17 protein-coding genes are annotated in these 19,805 nt (G+C 68.2%); 12 read left to right on the top strand and 5 right to left on the bottom strand.

Going from position 1 to position 19,805, the window contains the following annotated elements:
* Nucleotides 1-30 precede the first annotated feature (30 nt).
* Genes pelG through pelF form a run of 7 tightly spaced genes read left to right on the top strand, consistent with a single transcriptional unit; the run spans nucleotide 31 to nucleotide 8,724 of the window.
* The gene (gene pelG / locus MF607_RS17355; RefSeq protein ID WP_242121124.1) at nucleotides 31-1,428 is read left to right on the top strand and encodes an exopolysaccharide Pel transporter PelG; all 1,398 of its coding nucleotides are present in this window, start codon (nucleotides 31-33) and stop codon (nucleotides 1,426-1,428) included.
* Complete coding sequence (locus MF607_RS17360; RefSeq protein WP_242121126.1) at nucleotides 1,428-2,309, top strand: glycoside hydrolase family 191 protein; 882 nt, start codon at nucleotides 1,428-1,430, stop codon at nucleotides 2,307-2,309. The genes pelG and MF607_RS17360 overlap by 1 nt, the downstream gene beginning before the upstream one ends.
* On the top strand, nucleotides 2,306-4,012 hold the full coding sequence (locus tag MF607_RS17365; RefSeq protein WP_242121128.1) for a hypothetical protein: 1,707 nt from the start codon (nucleotides 2,306-2,308) through the stop codon (nucleotides 4,010-4,012). Before MF607_RS17360 ends, MF607_RS17365 begins: the two co-directional genes overlap by 4 nt.
* Nucleotides 4,009-5,460 carry a hypothetical protein gene (locus tag MF607_RS17370; RefSeq protein ID WP_242121130.1) on the top strand — a complete coding sequence of 484 codons (1,452 nt, stop codon included), beginning with the start codon at nucleotides 4,009-4,011 and terminating at the stop codon, nucleotides 5,458-5,460. The genes MF607_RS17365 and MF607_RS17370 overlap by 4 nt, the downstream gene beginning before the upstream one ends.
* Nucleotides 5,457-6,401 (top strand): hypothetical protein, encoded by a 945-nt coding sequence (locus tag MF607_RS17375; RefSeq protein WP_242121132.1) that lies wholly within the window; start codon nucleotides 5,457-5,459, stop codon nucleotides 6,399-6,401. The genes MF607_RS17370 and MF607_RS17375 overlap by 4 nt, the downstream gene beginning before the upstream one ends.
* Nucleotides 6,398-7,246, top strand: coding sequence for a hypothetical protein (locus tag MF607_RS17380; protein WP_242121134.1), 849 nt, complete (start codon nucleotides 6,398-6,400; stop codon nucleotides 7,244-7,246). Before MF607_RS17375 ends, MF607_RS17380 begins: the two co-directional genes overlap by 4 nt.
* Complete coding sequence (gene pelF / locus MF607_RS17385; RefSeq protein WP_242121136.1) at nucleotides 7,243-8,724, top strand: GT4 family glycosyltransferase PelF; 1,482 nt, start codon at nucleotides 7,243-7,245, stop codon at nucleotides 8,722-8,724. The genes MF607_RS17380 and pelF overlap by 4 nt, the downstream gene beginning before the upstream one ends.
* Nucleotides 8,725-8,887: 163 nt before the next feature.
* Here the strand turns inward: pelF and MF607_RS17390 are convergent, their stop codons facing one another.
* Both MF607_RS17390 and MF607_RS17395 read right to left on the bottom strand, forming a co-directional pair.
* The gene (locus tag MF607_RS17390) at nucleotides 8,888-9,100 is read right to left on the bottom strand and encodes a hypothetical protein (RefSeq protein ID WP_056458742.1); all 213 of its coding nucleotides are present in this window, start codon (nucleotides 9,098-9,100) and stop codon (nucleotides 8,888-8,890) included.
* A gap of 48 nt (nucleotides 9,101-9,148) precedes the next feature.
* Nucleotides 9,149-11,851, bottom strand: a complete 2,703-nt coding sequence (locus MF607_RS17395) for a TonB-dependent receptor (protein ID WP_242121138.1) — start codon at nucleotides 11,849-11,851, stop codon at nucleotides 9,149-9,151.
* A gap of 240 nt (nucleotides 11,852-12,091) precedes the next feature.
* On the opposite strand from MF607_RS17395, the gene MF607_RS17400 reads away from it, so the two are divergent.
* On the top strand, nucleotides 12,092-12,313 hold the full coding sequence (locus tag MF607_RS17400; RefSeq protein WP_242121140.1) for a hypothetical protein: 222 nt from the start codon (nucleotides 12,092-12,094) through the stop codon (nucleotides 12,311-12,313).
* 426 nt (nucleotides 12,314-12,739) lie between these two features.
* Here MF607_RS17400 and MF607_RS17405 read toward each other — a convergent pair whose 3' ends face one another.
* The 3 genes from MF607_RS17405 to MF607_RS17415 form a co-directional block, all read right to left on the bottom strand.
* A complete protein-coding gene (locus MF607_RS17405) occupies nucleotides 12,740-12,925 on the bottom strand; it encodes a hypothetical protein (RefSeq protein ID WP_056453843.1) in 186 nt (61 codons plus the stop codon).
* Nucleotides 12,926-13,098: 173 nt separating this feature from the next.
* Complete coding sequence (locus MF607_RS17410) at nucleotides 13,099-14,169, bottom strand: ABC transporter ATP-binding protein (protein WP_242121142.1); 1,071 nt, start codon at nucleotides 14,167-14,169, stop codon at nucleotides 13,099-13,101.
* Complete coding sequence (locus MF607_RS17415) at nucleotides 14,166-15,242, bottom strand: LacI family DNA-binding transcriptional regulator (RefSeq protein ID WP_242121144.1); 1,077 nt, start codon at nucleotides 15,240-15,242, stop codon at nucleotides 14,166-14,168. Before MF607_RS17415 ends, MF607_RS17410 begins: the two co-directional genes overlap by 4 nt.
* A 130-nt stretch (nucleotides 15,243-15,372) precedes the next feature.
* Here MF607_RS17415 and MF607_RS17420 point away from each other — a divergent pair, with 130 nt between their 5' ends.
* The 4 genes from MF607_RS17420 (at nucleotide 15,373) to MF607_RS17435 (ending at nucleotide 19,796) form a co-directional block, all read left to right on the top strand.
* Entirely contained in the window at nucleotides 15,373-16,623 is a 1,251-nt protein-coding gene (locus MF607_RS17420) for a hypothetical protein (protein ID WP_242121146.1), read from the top strand.
* Nucleotides 16,620-17,903 (top strand): ABC transporter substrate-binding protein, encoded by a 1,284-nt coding sequence (locus tag MF607_RS17425; RefSeq protein WP_242121149.1) that lies wholly within the window; start codon nucleotides 16,620-16,622, stop codon nucleotides 17,901-17,903. The genes MF607_RS17420 and MF607_RS17425 overlap by 4 nt, the downstream gene beginning before the upstream one ends.
* 157 nt (nucleotides 17,904-18,060) lie before the next feature.
* Complete coding sequence (locus tag MF607_RS17430) at nucleotides 18,061-18,951, top strand: carbohydrate ABC transporter permease (RefSeq protein WP_242121150.1); 891 nt, start codon at nucleotides 18,061-18,063, stop codon at nucleotides 18,949-18,951.
* Nucleotides 18,948-19,796 carry a carbohydrate ABC transporter permease gene (locus tag MF607_RS17435; RefSeq protein ID WP_242121152.1) on the top strand — a complete coding sequence of 283 codons (849 nt, stop codon included), beginning with the start codon at nucleotides 18,948-18,950 and terminating at the stop codon, nucleotides 19,794-19,796. The genes MF607_RS17430 and MF607_RS17435 overlap by 4 nt, the downstream gene beginning before the upstream one ends.
* The last annotated feature ends 9 nt before the right edge of the window (nucleotides 19,797-19,805 follow it).

The following is a 19,805-nucleotide window of genomic DNA, read 5'->3' on the forward strand; positions in this document are numbered from 1 at the left end:
AACCGTATCACTGCGTCGGCAGGGGGGCGGATGGCGGGAATCGGATTCAAGCTGGCACAGGTGGCACGCGAAGGCGGCGTCGGCGGGATCGTCGGCGCCGCGGCGCATGGCGCGGTCATCAGCGCGGGGCCGTGGCTGCTGACCGCGATCTCGATGGGGCTGCTCGAACGCTGGGCGGCGGTCCATCTGACGCCAGCGGATTCGATGGTCGTACAGACGGTGCTGATCTATGCGTTCAGCCTGTCGGCGCTGGCCGCCGCGCCGATCGGCATCGTCGCCATCCGCATGGTCGCCGACCGCCTCTTCGCCCGCGACGCCGCCGGCATCCCTGGCATCATCTTGCTGGCGCTGGCCGCGGGGGGAGTGATCGCCCTCGCGATCGGCACGGTCGTCTTCGGCGTGGTGGGCGCGCTGCCCTTCGCGCAGGCGCTGACCGCCACCGTCGCGCTCGCCTGGCTGGCGCAGATCTGGATCGCCGCGCCGATGCTGACCGCGCTCGACCGCTATCGGGTGGTGCCGTTCGCCTATCTCGCGGGGATAGCGGCGGCGGCGGGCGCGCTGTGGCTGTGGCCGCATGGAAACCTGCTCGGCGTGCTGCTGATCATCGGCGGCGGCATCGGCCTGACGCTGGCGGCGATCCTGCTGGTGCTGCGCCGCCATTTCAGCGGCGACGTGGTGCTGCCGTCGCGCGACGCGATCCATCCGCGCCTTGCCCGCATCATCGCGCTGGCGGGGATTGCCGGGGTCGCCGCGATCTGGATCGACAAATGGATATTGTGGGTCGGTCCGGCGAGCAGGGTGGCGGTCGGCGCGCTGCGGCTGAACCCGATCAACGACGAGGGCAGTTTTCTGGGGCTGCTGACGATCGTGCCGGGGCTGACGCTGCTGCTGATCGTCACCGAAACCCGGTTCGATCGCGCGTTCGGCAGCATGCTGGCGCGCTGTACCGGTACGTCGACGCTCGAGCGGATCGAGGAAGCGCGCGGCGAGGTCATTGCCGTGCTGGGCAACAGCCTGCGCCTGCTGGTGCTGGCCCAGTTGCTGATCGCGGCCTTTGCCTGGGTGCTGGCGGTGCCGCTGTTCGACGCGATCGGCGCCGATGTCCGCGCGATCTTCGCCTTTCGCCAGACTTCGGCCGGGGTGGTGTTCCATCTGGTGGTGATCGCGGCCACCGTCGTGCTTGCCTATTACGACCTGTTCGGGCGCATCCTGCTGACCTGGGCCAGCTTCGCGCTGGCCAGCGCGCTGGCGACATGGGTCCAGTTCGATGCCGGTTTCGCGGCCTTTGGCTGGGGCTATATGGCCGGCGCAGTCGTGGGGGCGTTCGTTGGCCTCGCGCTGGTCGCGGAGGCAAGCATAGACATGACGTATCTGTTGTTCGTCGGCAACAACCCGGCGGTGGTCGGCCATGGCGGGCGCTGGCTGTGATGGGGTCGGCGATCGGGCGGCGGCACGCCATCATGTTGGGCGCGGGCGCGGTGGGCATGACCCTCGCGCTGCGGACCGGGTCTTCCGATCGCAGCGGGCAGGGCGACGCGAAGCTGCGCTGGGCGGTCGATTACGGTGCCGCGACCGATCCGGTGCTGGCGCGGCACTATGAAATGCTGGTGCTCGAACCGCATCACCCGCGTCCGATCGCGCCGCTGCGCGGCGAAGGCGCGACGCTGCTCGGCTATGTCAGCCTCGGCGAGGTCGAGAAGCGCCGCCCCTATTTCGCCGGACTGGATGCCGCCGGGGCGCTCGGCGCCGCCAATCCCGACTGGCCCGACGCCCGGCGCGCGGACCTGCGCCATCCGGCATGGACCGCGGCGGTGCTCGACCGGATCGTCCCGCAAATTCTGAACCTTGGCTATGACGGAATCTTCATCGATACGATGGATAATGCCGAGGCGATGGAACGGCAGGACCCCTTGGGCGCGAAGGACATGGTGGCGGCGGGCGCACGCCTGATCGCCGCGATCCGTGCGCGCTTCCCGGCGATCCGCATCATGCTCAACCGCGGTTACGCGCTGCTCGACCGGGTCGCGCCGTCGATCGACTATGTGCTGGGCGAATCGATGGCGTCGCGCTGGAACTTCGCGACCAAGCGCTACGATCTGCTGTCGGACAGCGACTGGAAATGGCAGGCCGACCGGCTGCGTGCGGCCAAGGCGATCAATCCGGCGATGGTCGTCACCACGCTCGATTACTGGGACATGGCCGATACGCGGCAGGTCGCCGCCCTTTATGCCCGCGAACGCGCGGCGGGGTTCGCGCCCTATGTGTCGACGCTGGCGCTCGACCGGTTGTGGCCGGAGCCGTCGGGATGATCGGCGGCGACCAACGCTGGCTGGCGATCGGCGTGCCGATGGTGGCGGGGGGCGGCGTGCTGCTGGCGGCGGTCCTGCTCCTCCCCGGACGGACCGAGGTGCTGCATGTCGAACGCCGCGCGCAGCCGGTAGCGGCATCGATCGCGGTGCCGCCGTCACTGCCGGTCGCGGCGCCATCCACCGGGCCGCGACTGCCGGTGCTGGCGGACGCGATCGCCCGTGACGATGCGAGCGAACTGGCCGCGCTGACCGCGCGGTTGCAGGCGGCGGGGCAAAAGGTCACGACACTGCAGGTCGCCTATGACCTAAAGGCTGCCGGGCGCGGGCCGGTGGCGCTCGCCTATCTCGCGGCACGGCCGGACGGGCAGGCGCCGGAGACATGGCCGCTGCGCATCGACCTGCTGGCGGAGGGGGGACGGCGCGACGCGGCGGTGGCGCTGTTCGACCGGGCGAAAGGCGTGCCGGGACCGGCGATCGTCGCCGCCGCCTATGCGCTCGACCGGCCCGACCTGCTGGTCGCCGCCGCCGAGCGCGGCACGATCCCCCGGCCCGATGCCGCGCTGTCGCTCGACCTCGCCCGGCGGCTCGAACGGGCGGGGCAGGGGGCGCTGATCGCGCGGCTCGACCGGGTCGGCAGCGACTGGCGCGCGCGCGACCCGTGGCTGGCGATCCGTGTCGCGCAGGCGGCGGGCGACCAGCAGGGGGCGCTGGCGGCGGCGGGGCTGTTGCCGGTCGATCAGCGCGATGCCGCGCGCGAGGCGATCCTGACCCGGGCGGGCGACCGGGCGGGGCTGCGACGCATGCTGCTCGCCCGCGCCGAGACACCCGGCGCGGACATATTGCCGATCGCCGAACAGCTGCTGGCGACGGGCGCGCGCGACGATGCGGTGGCCGTGCTGGCGACGGCGGTGGGGCAGGGGGGGCCGGATGGGCCGGCGGCGCGGCGGCTGCTCTATCTGCTCGGCCCCCGCCCGGGCGCGCGCGACGTCGCGTGGCTGCGGCAGCGGACGCTGGTCGGGACGCCCGCGCAACAGCTCGACTGGATCGCCGCCTATGCCGATCGCGACCGGCCGGGCGAGGCGGCGGCGTTCCTCGCCCGCCATCCGCTCGCCGATCGCACGCCGGTGCTGCTGACGCGGCTGCGGCTTGCGCAGGCGGCGGGCGATGACGGCGCGGGCCGGGCGGTGCTGGCGCGGCTGCTCGACGGACGGGCGCTAACGGCCGATGCGGTGCGCGCGGCGGGCGATGCGATGCCGCGCAAGCCCGATCCGGCGCAGCTCGCGGCGCTGCTGCGCGCGCGCGTTGCCACCGGCATCGCCGCGCCGCGCGACCGCATGGATCTGGCGTGGAGCGCGTGGAATGCCGGCGACGCGCCGCGCACGGTGCAGATCCTGCGCGACTATCTGGCCAGCGATGGCGACGACCTGCCCGCGCTGCGGCTGATGGCCGATGCGCAGGCGAAGATCGGCGGCGACCGCGCCGCGCGGCCATGGCTGGAAAAGGCTTTGGCGCAGACGCCGGCCGACAGCCGCGCCTATGCCGAGCTGCTCGATCGTCTGGGCAGGCGGCGCGAGGCGGTGGCGCTGGTCGAACGGCTGCGCCGGACGACGCCCGCCGACCGGCAACTGGTCGCGCTGCAAGCCCGGCTGCTGATCGCCGACGGTCAGCCAGGGCGCGCGCGGATGCTGTTGTCGCAGCAATGATCGCGGCGCTGCTCCTCATCGCGGCCGAAGCAGGGCCGGTGCTGCGCGTGCCCCCGGCGATCCTCGCCGATGGCGAGGTCGCGGGCGGCGATCCGCAACTGGTCTGGCCCGTCGGCACGACGCTGAAGGTCGAAGGCGATGGCGGCGAAATCGTCGTGCGCGCCGACCGGGCGATCGACGACCGCGCGATCGACGCGTTCCGCGATGCGGCGGGCACGGCGATCGGCGACCTGCGCTGGAACGACGACAGCCTCGTACTGCGCCCCGCCGCCGGCCGCGACCTGCGCTGGCGGCTCGACGCCAACCGGGTGACGATCGGCTTCACGCCGCCGGCCGACGCACCGGCGCCGCCGGTCGGCGAGGCGACCGGCGATCTCGACCCGCAATTGCTCGCGATCGAGGCGGATGTCGCCGCCGGCTATCCGGGCGAGGGCCGCCGCCGGGCCGAACTGCTCGCCGCGCAGCATCCGGAGGACGAACGCGTCACCCGCATCCTCGCCGACGCACGCAGCGCCGATGGCGACGCCGCCGGGGCGAACCACCTCTACCGCCAACTCGGCGCGACCGACCGTAGCGCGCGCCGTGCGGCGGCCTTCGCCCCCGGTGCGGCATCGGCGGTCGTGACGCTGCGCGACGGCAGCGACTTGTCGCAGGTCGAAAGCAGCGCGCGCGTCGACATCGCCGTCACCGACCGCACCACCATCGGCGGCGGCGTCCGCCATGTCGCCAGCAGCATCGGCGACGAACGGCGCGGATCGCCGGTGGTCGAGGCCGGCGCCACCGTCCGTATCGGCGACGAGGCGCGGATGCAGGCGGTGCTCGCCGGCGCGCTCGACAGCGGCGTGACCGGCGGCGGCGTGCGCTATGCATCGGGATCGGTCGAGGGACAGTGGCGTGCCGGCGTGACGCTGCACCAGCCCGATTATTCGACGCGCGAACAGGCGCTGTACGATGGCTGGCTGTCGCGCCTGTCCGCCGGTGCCACCTATCGCATCGCGCCGGGGCTGGTCGGGCAGGTCGATATCGGCGGCAACCGCTACGGGCTGGCCGGCGGGGACGGGGCGGTCGACACGATCACGCTGGCCGGCGGCATCGACTATATCCGGCGGCGCGGCGGCGTCGCCTTCGGCCTGACTTACCGGCTCGACGCCGAATATGTGCAACGCCGACGCGGCGGCATCAATTTCGCGACGCGCGAGAACCACACGGCGCAGGGGTTGCTGAGCGGCGCGATCGGCGAGGCGCAGCTGACCGGCCTCGCCGGATGGACGGTCGACCGCTTCGGCGGCGACGGTCCCAATGCCAGCCTCGGCCTCGTGCTGCCGGTCGGCGATGCGTGGCGCGTCGAGGGCAGCGGCGGGATCAGCTCGGTCACCCGGCCGGGCTTTGCCGGGCAACAATTGTTCGCACGCGCGGGCGTGACGCGCGGGCTGGGGAGCGGGCGATGAACGCGGCATGGCGGCGGGCGCTGCGGATCGCGATGGAACTGGCGGCGGCGTTCGGGGTGCTGCTCGCCTTCGACCGGCTGTTGCTCGACGGCACCGCCTTTACCGGCATCAACCCCAATCCGCTGTGGTTGCCGGTGGTGGTGATGGCGCTCGCCTATGGCACCTTCCCCGCGCTGGCGGCGGCGGCCATCGCCAGCATCCTGTGGCTGGCGCTGGGGCAGGAACCCGCGAACGAGCGCGACTATCTTGACCATCTGCTGCATCTGTCGCTGCCGCCGCTGCTGTGGTTCATGGCGGCGGTGGCGATCGGCGAGGTCACCATGGTCCGCATACAGCGGCTCGTGCGTCTCGGCCGGACCAAGAACAGCGCCCGGCGCAATGTCGAACGGCTGACCGAGGCGTTTCACCAGCTCGTCCACACCAACCGCGCATTGCAGGTGCAGGTCGCGACCGACGAACGCAGTATCGGTCACATAATCGCCACCGCCGCGCGTCTGGGCGATGCCGATCCGGCCGAACGCCGCGCGGCGATGGTCGCGCTGATCGCGCTGGCGGCGCAGACCCGCGACTTCACCTGTTACCGTTTGACCGGCGGGGAGGCGCGCGCATGGCTGCGGGGTGCGGGGGCACAGGCGCGGCCCGATACGCTGCCCGCGCCGCTGCTGCTGCACGCACAGCGGCGGGGTGCGGCGATCCATGTCGGGAATGCCGGCGATCGGGGCGCGCTGGACGGGATCGGCGCGGTGGCGCTGCCGCTGACCGAGGGCGATCCGGCGCGGTTGCTGGGCGTGCTGGTGCTGCACGACCTGCCCTTTGCCGCGATGGGCGCGCATCTTCTGGCCGAACTGACCGAAATCTGCCGCTGGCTCGGCCCGTTGCTGGCCGAGGAGCCGTGCCGCGCCGCGCCGCTGGCACTACGGTCGCCGGGACTGGTGGCGTGACGCGCGCGCTCGTCGCGCTGGCGCTGGCCGACGGGGCGATGCTGGCTTCCGCGCCGTTGCTGCCCGGACCGCTGCTGCTGCTCGGCCATGGCGGCTGTTCGATCGCGGCGATCGTGCTGCGCCTGCGCGACGGACGCGCGCTCCGCTTCAGCGCGGTCGTCGGCGGGATGATCGCCCCGGCGATGCTGCTGCTCGGCGAATGGGTCAGCCGCGCGCTGCCCGAGGAGGATCGCGCGCCGGTACCGCTCCCCGAACCGGTGGTGCGATCGCACCGTCCCCAGCGTGGCGCGAAGCTGACCGTCGCGCGGATGCTCGACGGGCGCGTGCTCCATGCCGATGCCGATGCGCTGCATTCGCTGGTCACCGTCATGCGCCATGGCCAGGTCGCCGAGCGTCGCCGCGCGCTGGAAACGGTGGTCCGCTCGTTCGAACCGTCGCTGGCGCCGCTGATCGCGCTGGCACTGACCGATGGCGACCAGACGATCCGCGCGCTTGCCGCCGCCGCCTCGGCGCGCGTCGTGCAGAATCTGGCGACCGGCCGCGCCGCGCTGGAGTCGGCGGGCGGGCCGGAGCGCGATGCGGCGCTGGCGGCGATGCTCGCCGACCATGCGCGCGGCAACGTGCTGCTGTCCGATACGCAGCGCGCGCATCTGCGGGCCGAGGCGCTGGGCCTGATCGGCGACGACCCGCTCGACCCGACCCGGATCGAGGCATTGTGGGCGGCGGGCGATTATGCCGCGATCGATGCGATCGTCGAACAATTGCCGGTGGTGGAAAGCCCGCATGATCCCTTCGCCCGCGCGACCCGCTGGTGGCGGGGACAGACGATCGAGCACCGCCCGTGAACGCGCGGATCAACACCGGGCCGCCCGCCGATATCTGCCTGATCGTCGAGGGGGCATACCCTTATGTCGTCGGCGGCGTATCGGGATGGTTGCAGGACCTCATCGCCCATCTGCCCGAAATCCGCTTCGCGATCGTCGCGATCAAGCCGTCCTCGGCACCGCTGGCGATGCAGCTGACCCCGCCCGACAATGTCGTCGAACTGGTCGAGATCGCGCTCGCCCCCGAAGCGACCATGCCGCGGCGCTATCCGGCGGAACAGGCGCAGGCGATCGCCGATGCGCTGATCGATTTCGTCGGCGGGGGCGGGGCGGGGACGCTGGGCAAGCTGATCACACTGATCGACGGGGTCGGGCACCCGCTGACGCCGGGCGACATCCTCGCCCATCCCGCGACCTTCGCCCGGTTGCGCCGCCATTATCAGGCGCTGCTGCCCAAGGCGTCGTTCCACCATTATTTCTGGGCGATGCGGGTGCTCTTGGGCGGGTTGCTGGCGGTGCTGACCGCGCCGCTGCCCAAGGCCCGCGCCTATCACACCATCTCGACCGGGTTCGCCGGGCTGCTCGCCGCGCGCGCGGCACAGGTCAGCGGGCGGCCCGCCTTCATCACCGAACATGGCATTTATCTGCTGGAGCGGCAGATCGAGGTGATGATGGCCGAATGGATCGGCGACCAGGTCGATACCGGCCTTGCCATGGATCGCAGCGTCAACGACCTGCGCGACCTGTGGGTGCGTGCCTTCACCAGCTATGCCGGTGCTTGTTACGATGCCTGCGATCCGATCGTCGCGCTCTATGGCGACAACAATGCGGTGCAGCGGCGACTGGGGGCCGCGCCGGACCGGGTGCGGGTGATCCCCAACGGCATCGACGCGCGTCGTTTCTCGCACCTCGCCGACGCGCGCGACCCCGACCATCCGCTGGTCGCGCTGCTCGGACGGGTGGTGCCGATCAAGGATATCAAGACCTTCGTCCGCGCCTGCGCCATCGCCCACGCCCAAAAGCCGCATCTGCGCTTCGTCGTGCTCGGGCCGGAGGACGAGGATCCCGAATATGCCGCCGAATGCAACCAGCTGGTCAGCGACCTTGGCCTGAACGCCGTGCTGCATTTCGCCGGGCGGGTGCGGATCGAGGACTGGATGAACCGCATCGACCTGCTGGTGCTGACCAGCCTGTCCGAAGCGCAACCGCTGGTGATATTGGAAGGGGGCGCCTGCGGCATCCCGGTCGTCGCGCCCGATGTCGGCAGCTGCCGCGAGATGATCGAGGGGCGGGGGCCGCATGATCCCGGCCATGGCGGCATCGTCACCCCGTTGGTCAATCCGCAGGCGACGGCGGCCGGCATCTGCGCCATCGCCGGTGAGCCTGCCATTCGCTGGGAAATGGGCGAGGCGATGCGCCGCCGGGTGCTGCGCGATTACGATCACCCGACGATCATTGGGTCATACCGCGCGCTATATGGGGAATTGATCGGGCGGTAGGGGACAAGGCCGCCACCAACCAAAGCCGTTCGGTTCGAGCAGCTTCGAGCTTGTCGAGAAGCGCTAGTCGAGAACGCCCCGCTTGGGGCAACCCCTTCTCTACTTCGGTTCTCGACAGGCTCGAACCTCCGCTCGAAGCGAACGGGGGAGAGGAAGAAAGGTCTTACGACAGCTTCTTGCCGCGCAGCGTATTCAGCACCGCGATCGCCGCCACGCCGGCCAGCGCCGCGCTGGTCCACGGACGCTCCTTGGCGAAACCCTTCGCCTTGTCGGCGATCGGTGCGTCGCCGCCGAAATGCTTCTTGAACGCGTCGGTCAGCTTGGTCTTGCCGTTCGAAACAGGGACGTCGCGGTTGTTGACGAGCGTATCGGTCATGAAACTACTCCTGATGCTGGGGTTCGGCGGTCGTAACGCGCGTCCCCATCAGAAGTTCAGCCGCACGCCCAGCGCATAGCGCGGACCATAGGTTTCGAACGTAATCACCCGTTCCTTGTACACCGAATAGAGGAACGTCTTTTCGTTGAACAGATTCAGCCCCTGCGCGAACAACGTCACCTGATCGTTCAGCGCATAGTTGATGCTCGCGTCCCAGATGCCATAGGCGTCGACATTGACCGGCTGACCGCGATTGCCCTGCTGCGTCTGTTCATAGGCATTGCGGTAATTATAGGCGATACGCGCCTGCAACGGCCCCTTTTCGTAAAAGGCGACGGCATTATACGTCGTCGCATCGGGTTCGACGAGGCTGATATTGGCCTGCACCCCCAATCCGTCGAGGGGCGCAGGCAGGCCGGTAAAGGTATATTGCCCCGAAAACTCGATCCCGCGATAACTGCGGCTGCCGATATTCTCCGGCCGCGTCCGCCGGAAATCGAGGCCGAGCAGCTGGATCGTCGACGTGACCGATTCCGAGATATTGTTCAGATCCTTGGCGAACAGCGCGACGCTCACGAAGCTCGCCCGGTCCAGATACCAGGTCAGCGCCGCATCGTAATTCCACCCGATCATCGGTTCGAGGCCGGGATTGCCGTCGGTGATCGCCCGTTCGCGCGGGCGCGGGTTGATGTTGCGGATGAGCAGCAGGTCGCTCAGCGTCGCGCGGGTCAGCGTCTTGGCGACCGCCGCCTGCAGCACCACGTCCTCGAACACGTCGATCTTGAAGTTCGCGCTCGGCAGCCACTGCGCATAGGATCCGGTCTCGCGGATCGGTTGCGGGGCGGAGAGGTTGACGATCGGATCGCCGCCGGGCGGGGCGGGGGTGATGCTGACGATCTCCTGCCCGAACCCGCGCGAGATCACGTCGGTGCGGGTATAGCGCACCCCGATATTGCCCGACCACGCCCGCGATCCGAAATCGCCGCCGAACGTCGCCTGGACATAGCCGCCGATCGTCCGCTCCTGCGCCGACCCGCTATTGCCCGGCACCGGGATGACGCCAAAGCCGCCGCCATTGGCCGCCAGCGCCGCGCGCGCCGCCGCCGGATTGGCAAGCTGGTTGATCGCCGCATCGCTCAGCAGATAGCTCGCCAGATCGGCCGCCGCATAGGTCGGATAGGCGCTGTCGAACATGCCGGTGCCGAGGAAATTGGTCGCCTCCGCCGGCCGGCCGAACACGCTTTGCGGCACGCCGACCCCCGCCCCGCAATATAGGCATTGCAGCGCATCGGGCGTCTTGAACGAGAAGCGCGATTTCTTGCGGTCCGAGAAGTTGTAGCCGCCTGAAATGCGCGTCAGGATGCCCATATCGGCATCCCATTTCAGGTTCGCATTGCCCTGATAGATTTCGTCCTCGACGCTGACGCCCTCATAGGTCAGGAACCCGGCCTTGGCGTTCGATACGTCGAGGATGTTGCCGAGGCCCGTATAGACCGGCATCCCCGTCGGCCCGATCGCGAAGCGCACCCCGGCGGGTGAATAGCTGGGCGTGGCGAGGTTGCTTTCGAACCATGCCTGATTGCCGCCGGTATCGTCGGTCGCCTTCGACCACGAGAAGTCGACCGTGCCGCTCAACCGGTCGGAGGGGTTCCACGCCAGATTGGCCCCCGCCTGATAGGTGGTGGCAAGGCGCGGGCGGACCTGGTTGGTGATGTTGGGGCCCGATGCGATGCCGGTATAGCTGGTGATGGTATTGTTGCCGTCGACCGTCGCGGCGGTGATGTCGCCGGGGCCGCCATAGACGAAGAACACCTTGTTATCGTCATTGACGTCGAGCTTCGAATAGAGGCCGTCGAGCGTGAACAGCAACGTGTCGCTCGCCCGCCACTGCGCGGTCAGCAGCCCCGACAGCCGCTTGCGACTGGTGCGGTTGGTGCCCCATTCGACATAGGTCGGCAGCGACACGCCGGTGAACTCGGCCGTCCCGTCCTTGTTCAGGTCGAGCGACTGGTTCGCCTCCCACCCGTCGGTGAAGATGCGCTTCCCCTCGATCTTGCGGTCGATGTACGAGAACGCGCCGAGGATGCCGAAATCGCCGTCGCCGAACGTCGTGCTGAACAGCCCCGAGGCTTGCGGCGAGAATTGCCCGCGAATCTTGTCGTAATTGGCCTGTCCCGACAGCGAGACCTTGGTCCCCGAAAAGTCGAACGGGCGCGCGGTGTACATGTCGACCGTCGCGGCGATGCCGCCCTCGATCTGCGCCGCGGTCGGCGTCTTGGACACGTCGACGCGGTTGATCAGTTCGGCGGGCAATATGTCGAAGCTGAACTCGCGCCCCTGATTCTCGGTTGCGAGGATGCGGCCATTGTACAGCGCGCTGCTGAACGCCGGCCCCAGCCCGCGCACGGTGATGAACTGCCCCTCGCCATTGTCGCGCGAGATGGTGACGCCGGGAATGCGCTGGATCGCCTCGGCGATATTCTGGTCGGGCAGCTTGCCGATATCGTCGGCGACGATCGAATCGAGGATGTTGTCGGCATTGCGCTTGATATCGGTCGCGCGGCGCAGGCTTTCGCGCAGGCCCGTGACGATGATCTCGCCATCCTCGGCGGCGCTGGTCGCATCCTGCACCGTGCCGGCGGGCGGCGCGGGATTGTCGGCCCCCTGCGTCTGTGCCGTGGCGGGGGTGACGATGAGCACGGTGGCCATCCCGGCCATCGCAAGCAAGCGGAACCGCGTATCGGATTTCATGCCGAATCCTCTCCCTATGGCTTCCGGTCCGTGGCCGTTCGTGCAGCCATCGTTCGCGGAAGTAGCGGGCAGGTTTAACGATCAACCTGCCCGGCGGCAAGCGGGTACGTGCGGCAGCGTACGTACCTCTATTGTTGGGGATGTCAGAGCCGTAGCGGTCGGCCGGGGCTGGGAATCGACGGTGCCGTGCGCCCCGGCCGCCACTATGTGCTGCGACTGGTCTGGACGGAGTTCAGGCCGATGACGACCCAAGCGGAGCAACCGAGTGCCGGACCGCGTCCGGACCTGATCGATACGCTGCGCGCGCTAACGCCGCTCGGCCCGGCGGACGCGCTGCCGGACGATCTCAATGCGGACTTGCTGCCGTTGCAAGAGGCGCCGTCCGGGTCGCCGGATTGCATTGGAGACAATCCGACGGAAGCTTTAAATCACGACGACATGGGTCAGACCCGTTCGTCCTGAGTAGCCATTGAGCTTGTCGAAATGGCGTATCGAAGGACCGTTTGCGACAGGTGCTTCGATACGGGTCTTCGACTTCGCTCAGCCCCTACTCAGCACGAACGGTTCCACCTATTTTCATCACGCTCTAACGTCGCGCGACAATACGCGTCGTGCCCCGGCGAAGGCCGGGGCCCAGTTGGGGGACGTTCGTAATCGCTGAACAGGCGCACCAACTGGACCCCGGCCTTCGCCGGGATATGATGCATTTTCGATTGGGGTCGCGACGTTCGCCGACGTCCTATGCGGGCCGGTTCAGAGTCGCAGTGGCAACGGACAGTTTTGCCTGGCGCCCGGCCCCCGCCTGCACGGCAGCACGACATGCCTCGCGATCAGGAATCGCTCGAGCAGCTTCCCGACCGCCACGGCCGGCGAACGCCGCGCCCGTCGTCAGATCGATTGCCACACCGCATAGCCCGTCAGCAGCACCGACGCCGCCGCCGACATGCCGACCAGCAGATATCCGATATAGGTCAGCAGCGCCGGGTTGGGCCGCTCCATCCGCTTGTTGCGCGCCGCGCCCGACAGCACGAAGCTCGCCAACAACCCATAGGTGAACACCGCCGTCTCGACCATCGCCCGCTCGATTCCTCGCTATCCGTGCGGATCGGCCCCCCGGCTCTCCGCGTCTCTGCCTAAATCATAGCGCGCGCCGGCTGACAAATGGTTAGCATGGAACCGAACGCTTGGATGAGGCGTTTTGTCGCGTTGGTTTGATGCAGGGCAAGCGGGTGCCCAGGCGTAGCTTGCTAAATCGCGCCTCCATCCGCACCGAACACCAACACCCGCGCCGGATCGGCGTACAATGTCACCGCGCCGGTCGTCGCGTGATGCCCGTCCAGCTTCGCGCGAAACGCGCCGCCCGCCGCCAACTCGCCATAGAGATAGGTCGAATGCCCCAGCGCCTCGACCGCCTCGACGATCATCGGCAGCGCGACGCCGTCGGCACCGGCCGCCAGTCGCAGATGTTCGGGCCGCAGCCCCAGCGTCACCCGCTCGCCCACCGCCAGCGACCCGCATGCGCGCGCGATCCGCATGCCGCCCGCCAGTTCGAACAGCGTCGCCGTGCCGTCGCGTGCCACCACCACCGCGTCGAGCAGATTGATGCGCGGACTGCCGATGAACCCCGCCGTGAACACATTGGCCGGCCGGTTGTAAATCTCCAGCGGGGTGCCGACCTGCGCGATCCGCCCTTTGTCGAGGATGACGAGCCGGTCGGCCAGCGTCATCGCCTCGACCTGGTCATGCGTCACATAGAGCATCGTCGCGCCCAGGCGGCGGTGCAGCGCCGCCAGTTCGTGCCGCATCCGCACGCGCAGGTCGGCGTCGAGGTTGGACAGCGGTTCGTCGAACAGGAAGATCGCCGGATCCCGCACGATCGCCCGGCCGATCGCGACGCGCTGGCGCTGTCCGCCCGACAGTTGCGCCGGCATCCGGTCGAGCAGCGCGTCCAGTTCGAGGATCGTCGCCGCATGCTCGACCGCCTGCGCGATCGCTGCCTTGGGTGTGCGCATGTTCTTCAGCCCGAACGCCAGATTTTCGCGGACCGTCATGTGCGGGTAGAGCGCGTAGGACTGGAACACCATCGCCACCCCGCGATCCGCCGCCGGGGCATGGGTCACGTCGCGGTCGCCGATGCGGATCGTGCCATGGTCGACGCGTTCGAGCCCGGCGATCATCCGCAGCACCGTCGACTTGCCGCAGCCCGACGATCCGACCAGCACGACGAACTCGCCCGATGCGACCTGCAAGTCGATGCCGCGGATCGTCTCGGTCCCCTCATAGGATTTGCCGAGTCCTTCGAGCACCAGCGCCGTCATGCCCGTGTTCCTTCCCAAGCCGCCGCGCTGCTGTCGCCGACGATGAATTGGGCATCGATGCCGATCGGCGCTGCCCCGCCGTCGCTGTCGCACAGCAGCCGTTCGGCGGCCTTGCGCCCCTTTTCGAACGCGTTCTGGCGCACCGTCGTCAGGCGCGGCCCGCTGGAGGTGCGGCCGGGCGGGTCGATCCCGTCATAGCCGGTCACCGACATCCGCCCCGGCACCGGCCGCCCGACCGCTTCGCAGGCCGCGATCACGCCATGCGCCAAGCGGTCGGAGAAGCAGACGATCGCGGTCAGGTCGCGTTGCCGCTGCAACAGCCGGTCGACCGCATGCGCGCCGCCTTCCTCCGAATTGAGCGTCTCACACACCAGCACGCCGTCCTGGGCGATGCCGGCGGCGTCGAACGCGTCGCGGCAACCGAGGATACGTTCGTGGACGACGTAATTCTCGTCGGAGAAATCGCGGTCCAGCCCATAGATTTCGCCGTGATTCTCGGTCCAGGGGAAGGTGACGATCGCGATCCGGCGATGGCCGAGCGCCAGCAGGTGCGCCACCACCTGCCGCATCATCGCCCGGTCGTTGGCGAGCACGCTGGGCAGCCCCGGCGCGTCGAAGTCGACCACGACGGTCGGCAGTCCGCGCGCCAGCGCCTTGCGGATCGTCGGATTGCTCTTGTACGGCGCGTTCAGGATATAGCCGTCGACGATGGCGGTCAGCGTGTCGAGCCGTTCGGGATGCTTGTCCTTCAGCGGGATCAGGACGATGTTGGCGCCTTCCTCCTCGCACACCGACGATATGCCGCGCAGGAACGCGATGTCGTGCGGATCGGTGAAGGCATAGCTCAACTGGTCGTTGAACAGCACCCCGATCGCGCCGCACCGCCCGGTACGCAGCGACCGCGCGGCGGGGTTCGGCCCCTCATAGTGTAAACTTCGGGCGTGCGCGAAGATGCGGTCGCGCAGCTCCTTCGACACCTTGGCCGGGTTGTTATAGGCGTTGGACACCGAAGTATGGGTGATGCCCAGATCGGCCGCGATCGATTTCAGCGTGGCGCGTTTGGCGCGGACCATGGCTTCCTCTCATATCGGCCGTTTCGCCGGTCGGTCCCTGCCTACCGCGCCGCCTTGACAGCCGCAACCGCGAAAGTTTAACGATAAACCTGCATCCCAACAGGGAGCGATCGGAGAGGAGCGGCCGCCCGTGAAGACCCTGCGCATCGCCGCGCTGCTCGCGCTCGCCATCCCCCTGCCGGTTATGGCATTGGCGCAATCGATTGCAGTCGCGTTCGATGTCGCCGTACGTGGCAACTTCGTCCACTTCGACCACCTCTATGCCGAGCGCGACCTGAACGGCGAACGCGTCGGCATCCTCCATATCTACAGCGAAGCCCCCGACTATCGCTTCGCCATCGAACCCCGCGAAGGCTATACCTGCGTGGACGACGTTGCCCGCGGCATCGTCCTGCTCGCCGCCGGCAACCCCGATGCGAAGCGCCGCCGCCAGATCGAGATGCTGACCCGTTTCGTCCTGCAAATGCAGGCGGATAACGGCTATTTCCATAATTTCCTGTGGGGCGACGGTCGCATCAACCGCGAATACCGCACCTCGCTGGCCGAACTGAACTGGTGGTCGCTGCGCGCTTTGTGGGGGCTGGAAGCAGCGCTGCCGCACCTCTCCCCCGACACCGCCGCCCGCGCGCGCACCGCCGCCGACCGCCTCGTCGCGAACCTGAAGCGCGACCTGCCTGTCACCGCCAAGGGCACGAAGACGGTCGAGGGGCTGACCGTCCCGACGTGGCTGCCACTGGAATCGGGCGCCGATGCCGGATCGACGGCGCTGCTCGGCCTGCTACCCCATTGGCAACGCACGCAGGATCCGGCGACCGCCAGGCTGATCGAACGGATCGGCGACGGGCTGGTCGCGATGCAGGCGGGCGATGCCAAACGCTTCCCGCACGGCGCCTTCCTCAGCTGGGAAAATCGCTGGCACGCTTGGGGCAATGCACAGGCCTATGCGCTGCTGCGCGCCGGCAAGCTGCTGGGGCGCGCCGATTTTACCGCCAGCGCCCTGCGCGAAGTCGACCAATTCTACCCCTATCTGCTCAAGACGGGTATGCGCTCCGCCTTCGCCATCCGCCGCGAGGGGCAGGGGTACAAGGCATATGACGCCGAACGCTTTCCCCAGATCGCCTATGGCATCACGCCGATGGTCCTCGCCGCGACCGAAGCGCATCGCCAGACCGGCCAGCCCCGCTATCGGGCGTTGGCGCAGCGGCTCGGGCGCTGGTTCACCGGCAGCAATCCGGCGCGCCGGGTGATGCTCGATCCCGCCACCGGGCGCGGCTATGACGGCATCGTCGCGCCGGGCCGGATCAATCCCAATGCCGGCGCGGAATCGACGATCGAGGGGCTGTTCGCCGCGACCGCGCTGAACGGCACCCCGCTGCCATGACCAGCAGGCGCGACGCGCTGTTGCTGGCGCTGGGCGGCGCGGCATTGCTTGCCGGCTGCGGACGGCAGCAGGCCGAGAAGCGCACCGACCGCATCCAGCTCTGGGTCGCGCCCAATGCGGCGGAGGAGAGTTTCTGGAAGATCGCGGTGGCCAGATGGAACGCCGCGCGCCTCGGCCTGCCGGTCACGTTCACGACGATCCCGACCGCCGGCAATTCGGAGGATACGGTGCTGTCGGCGCTGGTCGCCGGCACCGAACCCGATCTGTGCACCAACGTGTTTTCGGGGTTCGCGGTTCAGCTCGCCGCACTCGGACAGGTCGTGAACCTTGCGGCGATGCCCGGCTATGACGCGCTGCTCGAGGCGCGGCATATGCGATCGATCATGGCGGGATGGGAACAGGGCGGGCAGGTCGTGGCGCTGCCCATCTATTCCAGCCCGACGCTGATCTGGTGGCGCGCCGACCTGCTCGAAGCCAATGGCCTGTCGGCGCCGCCCGCGACCTATGCCGACGTCTATCGCTTCTGCGAACGCTATGCGGTGCGGGGCACGCGCTACGGGATGCAGGTCGTGGCCGGGCGGGCGTGGCAGGATCGCTGGTTCGACTTCATCTCCTATTATTACGCGGCCTCGGGGGGACAGCCCTATCTGTCGGGCAATAAGGCGCTGTACGACAATTTGGCCGGGTTGCAGGCAGCGCGGTTCATCGACCGCATGTACCGGCAGGGCTGGACCGCACTCGATTTCGATGCCGAGGAGCCGTTGGTATCGGGCCTCGCCGCCGGCGCGGTGCGGGGGCCGTGGGATGTCGAGCGGTTCGCGAACATCTATCCCGACACGCTGGCACGCATCGTCGTTGGCCCGATGATCGCCGAAGCGCCGCCTACGACCACCCGATCGACCTTTTCGGACAGCAAGGGCGTGGTCATTTTCCGGAACAGCCGCGTCCAGCGGGAGGCGTTCGCGTTCCTGAACTGGGTGTTGGGCGAGGAGGCGCTGAACCTCCTCTGGCTGCAACGCACCGGCCTGTCGCCCGCGCGCGACGACCTGCTGACCAACCCCGCCTTTGCCGATTATTATCGCGGCAACGTGATCGCCCGCGCCTATGCCGATCATGTCGCGACCGCATGGCCCCCGGCACTGTCCGAACATACCATCGATATCCAGAAGATCATGAGCGCGCGTCTGGTCGAACCGCTGATGCTCGGTACGACCAGCCCCGCCGCCGCACTCGGCGATGCGGTCGCGCGGACCGACCGGATGCTGGAGGTGCAGGGATGAGAACACGCGACCCCCTTTCGCGCGAGGCGAGACCTGGGCGAAACTCCCCTTTCCGTGCCCCGGCGAAGGCCGGGGTCCAGCTGGGGGACGTTCGTAACGTACCGCTAAGCCTTCCCAACTGGACCCCGGCCTTCGCCGGGGTACGAGGCGCTTCTTGTTGAGAAACCTCTGGTTGAGACGGCAATGGTCGCGTGAAGCGGTGATCGGGCTGTCGCTGGCCGGCGCCTATCTGCTCTTCACCGCCGTCTTCTGGGCCTATCCCTTCTACTGGCTGGCCAAGCTGTCGGTGACGCAGTGGCGCTTCTTCGACGAACCGGTATTCACGGGGACACGCAACCTGTTGCTGAGCGTGCAGGACCCGCAATTCCTGCAGGCGCTGTGGAATGTCGTGCGCTTCCTTGGGCTTTATCTGCCGATCGCGTTCGGGGGCGCGCTGATCGTCGCGTTCGGGTTGCAGCATGTCGGGCGGGGCAAGGCGTTCGTGGCGCTGTGCTTCCTGTTGTCGAACGTGTCGTCGGGCGTCGCGCTGTCGCTGGTGTTCGCCAAGATATTCAGCTCGACCGGTCCGCTCAACACGATGCTGTTCGCATGGACGGGCGTGCGGGTGCCGTGGACCAACGATCCGACGCTGGCGATGCTGGCGATCGCGTTGGTCGTGGCGTGGAAGTTCGTCGGCTATTATGGCCTCATCCTCTATTCGGGGCTGCTGGCGATCCCGAAGGAGATCCAGGATGCGGCGCGGCTCGACCATGCAGGCCCCTGGACGCGGCTAACGCGGATCACGCTGCCGATGATGAACCCGCAGCTGATGATGGTGCTGACCTTTGCGATCCTCGTGTCGTTCGGGCTGTTCACCGAACCGTTCATCATCACCGGGGGCGGCCCCAGCGACAGCACGGCGACGCCGCAGATGATGATCTACGAAACCGCGTTCCGCCGCCTGCAACCCAGCCATGCGGCGATGATGAGCATCCTCGTCGCGCTGGTGACCTATGCGCTGGTGCAACTCGCCCGGCGGCTGTTCGAACGGAAGGTAGTGCTGGCATGACACGCATCCGGGCGGTCCTCGGCAAACGCAGCATCGGCGGATGGGCGGCGACGATCGCCATCTATGCGCTGGCGCTGACATGGCTCTATCCGTTCGCTTGGATGGTGGCCGCGTCGCTCAAGCCCGCCGCGCAGATCTACAATACCGGGCTGTTCGAGGGCGATTTCACGCTCGACAATTTCGCCTTCCTGTTCGCGACCGCCGACAAGCTGGACCGGCCGTTCCTTGGCGCGCTGGGCGTATCGACGGTGGTGACGCTGACCGTCACCGCATCGGTGCTGCTGACCTCGGCGTTCATCGCCTTTGCGCTCGCGCGGATGCGGTTTCCGGGGCGGAAGCTGTTCGGCGATTTCCTGCTGCTGCAGATGGTCATTCCGACCAGCATGTTCATCCTGCCGCTGTTCGTGCTGGTCCAGCAAATGGGGCTGCTCAACACGCTCGGCGCGCTGATCCTGCCGTCGATGATGTCGGGCTGGGGCATCTACATGATGTCGCAGTCGTTCCGGACGATGCCCGAGGAATATTTCGACGCGGCGCGGCTCGACCGGGCCAGCCTGTGGCAGACGGTGACGAAGATCGTCCTGCCGCTGAACAAGTCGATCATCGCCATCGTCGCGCTGTTCACCTTCACCGGCACGTGGGACAATTTCCTGTGGCCGCTGATCGTGATTTCGGACACCGACCGGATGCCGTTGTCGGTGCTGCTGGCGACGTTCAGCAAGCAATATGGCGGCTATGCCGGGCCGGTGATGGCGGGCGCGGTGTTGCAGACGCTGCCGCTGGTGCTGCTGTTCCTGCTGTTCCGGCGCCATTTCCTGCAGGGCATGTCGCTGTCGCTCAAATGAGAAGGGTTT

The sequence above is a fragment of the Sphingomonas lacusdianchii genome, from assembly GCF_022664395.1.
GTDB lineage: Bacteria > Pseudomonadota > Alphaproteobacteria > Sphingomonadales > Sphingomonadaceae > Sphingomonas > Sphingomonas lacusdianchii.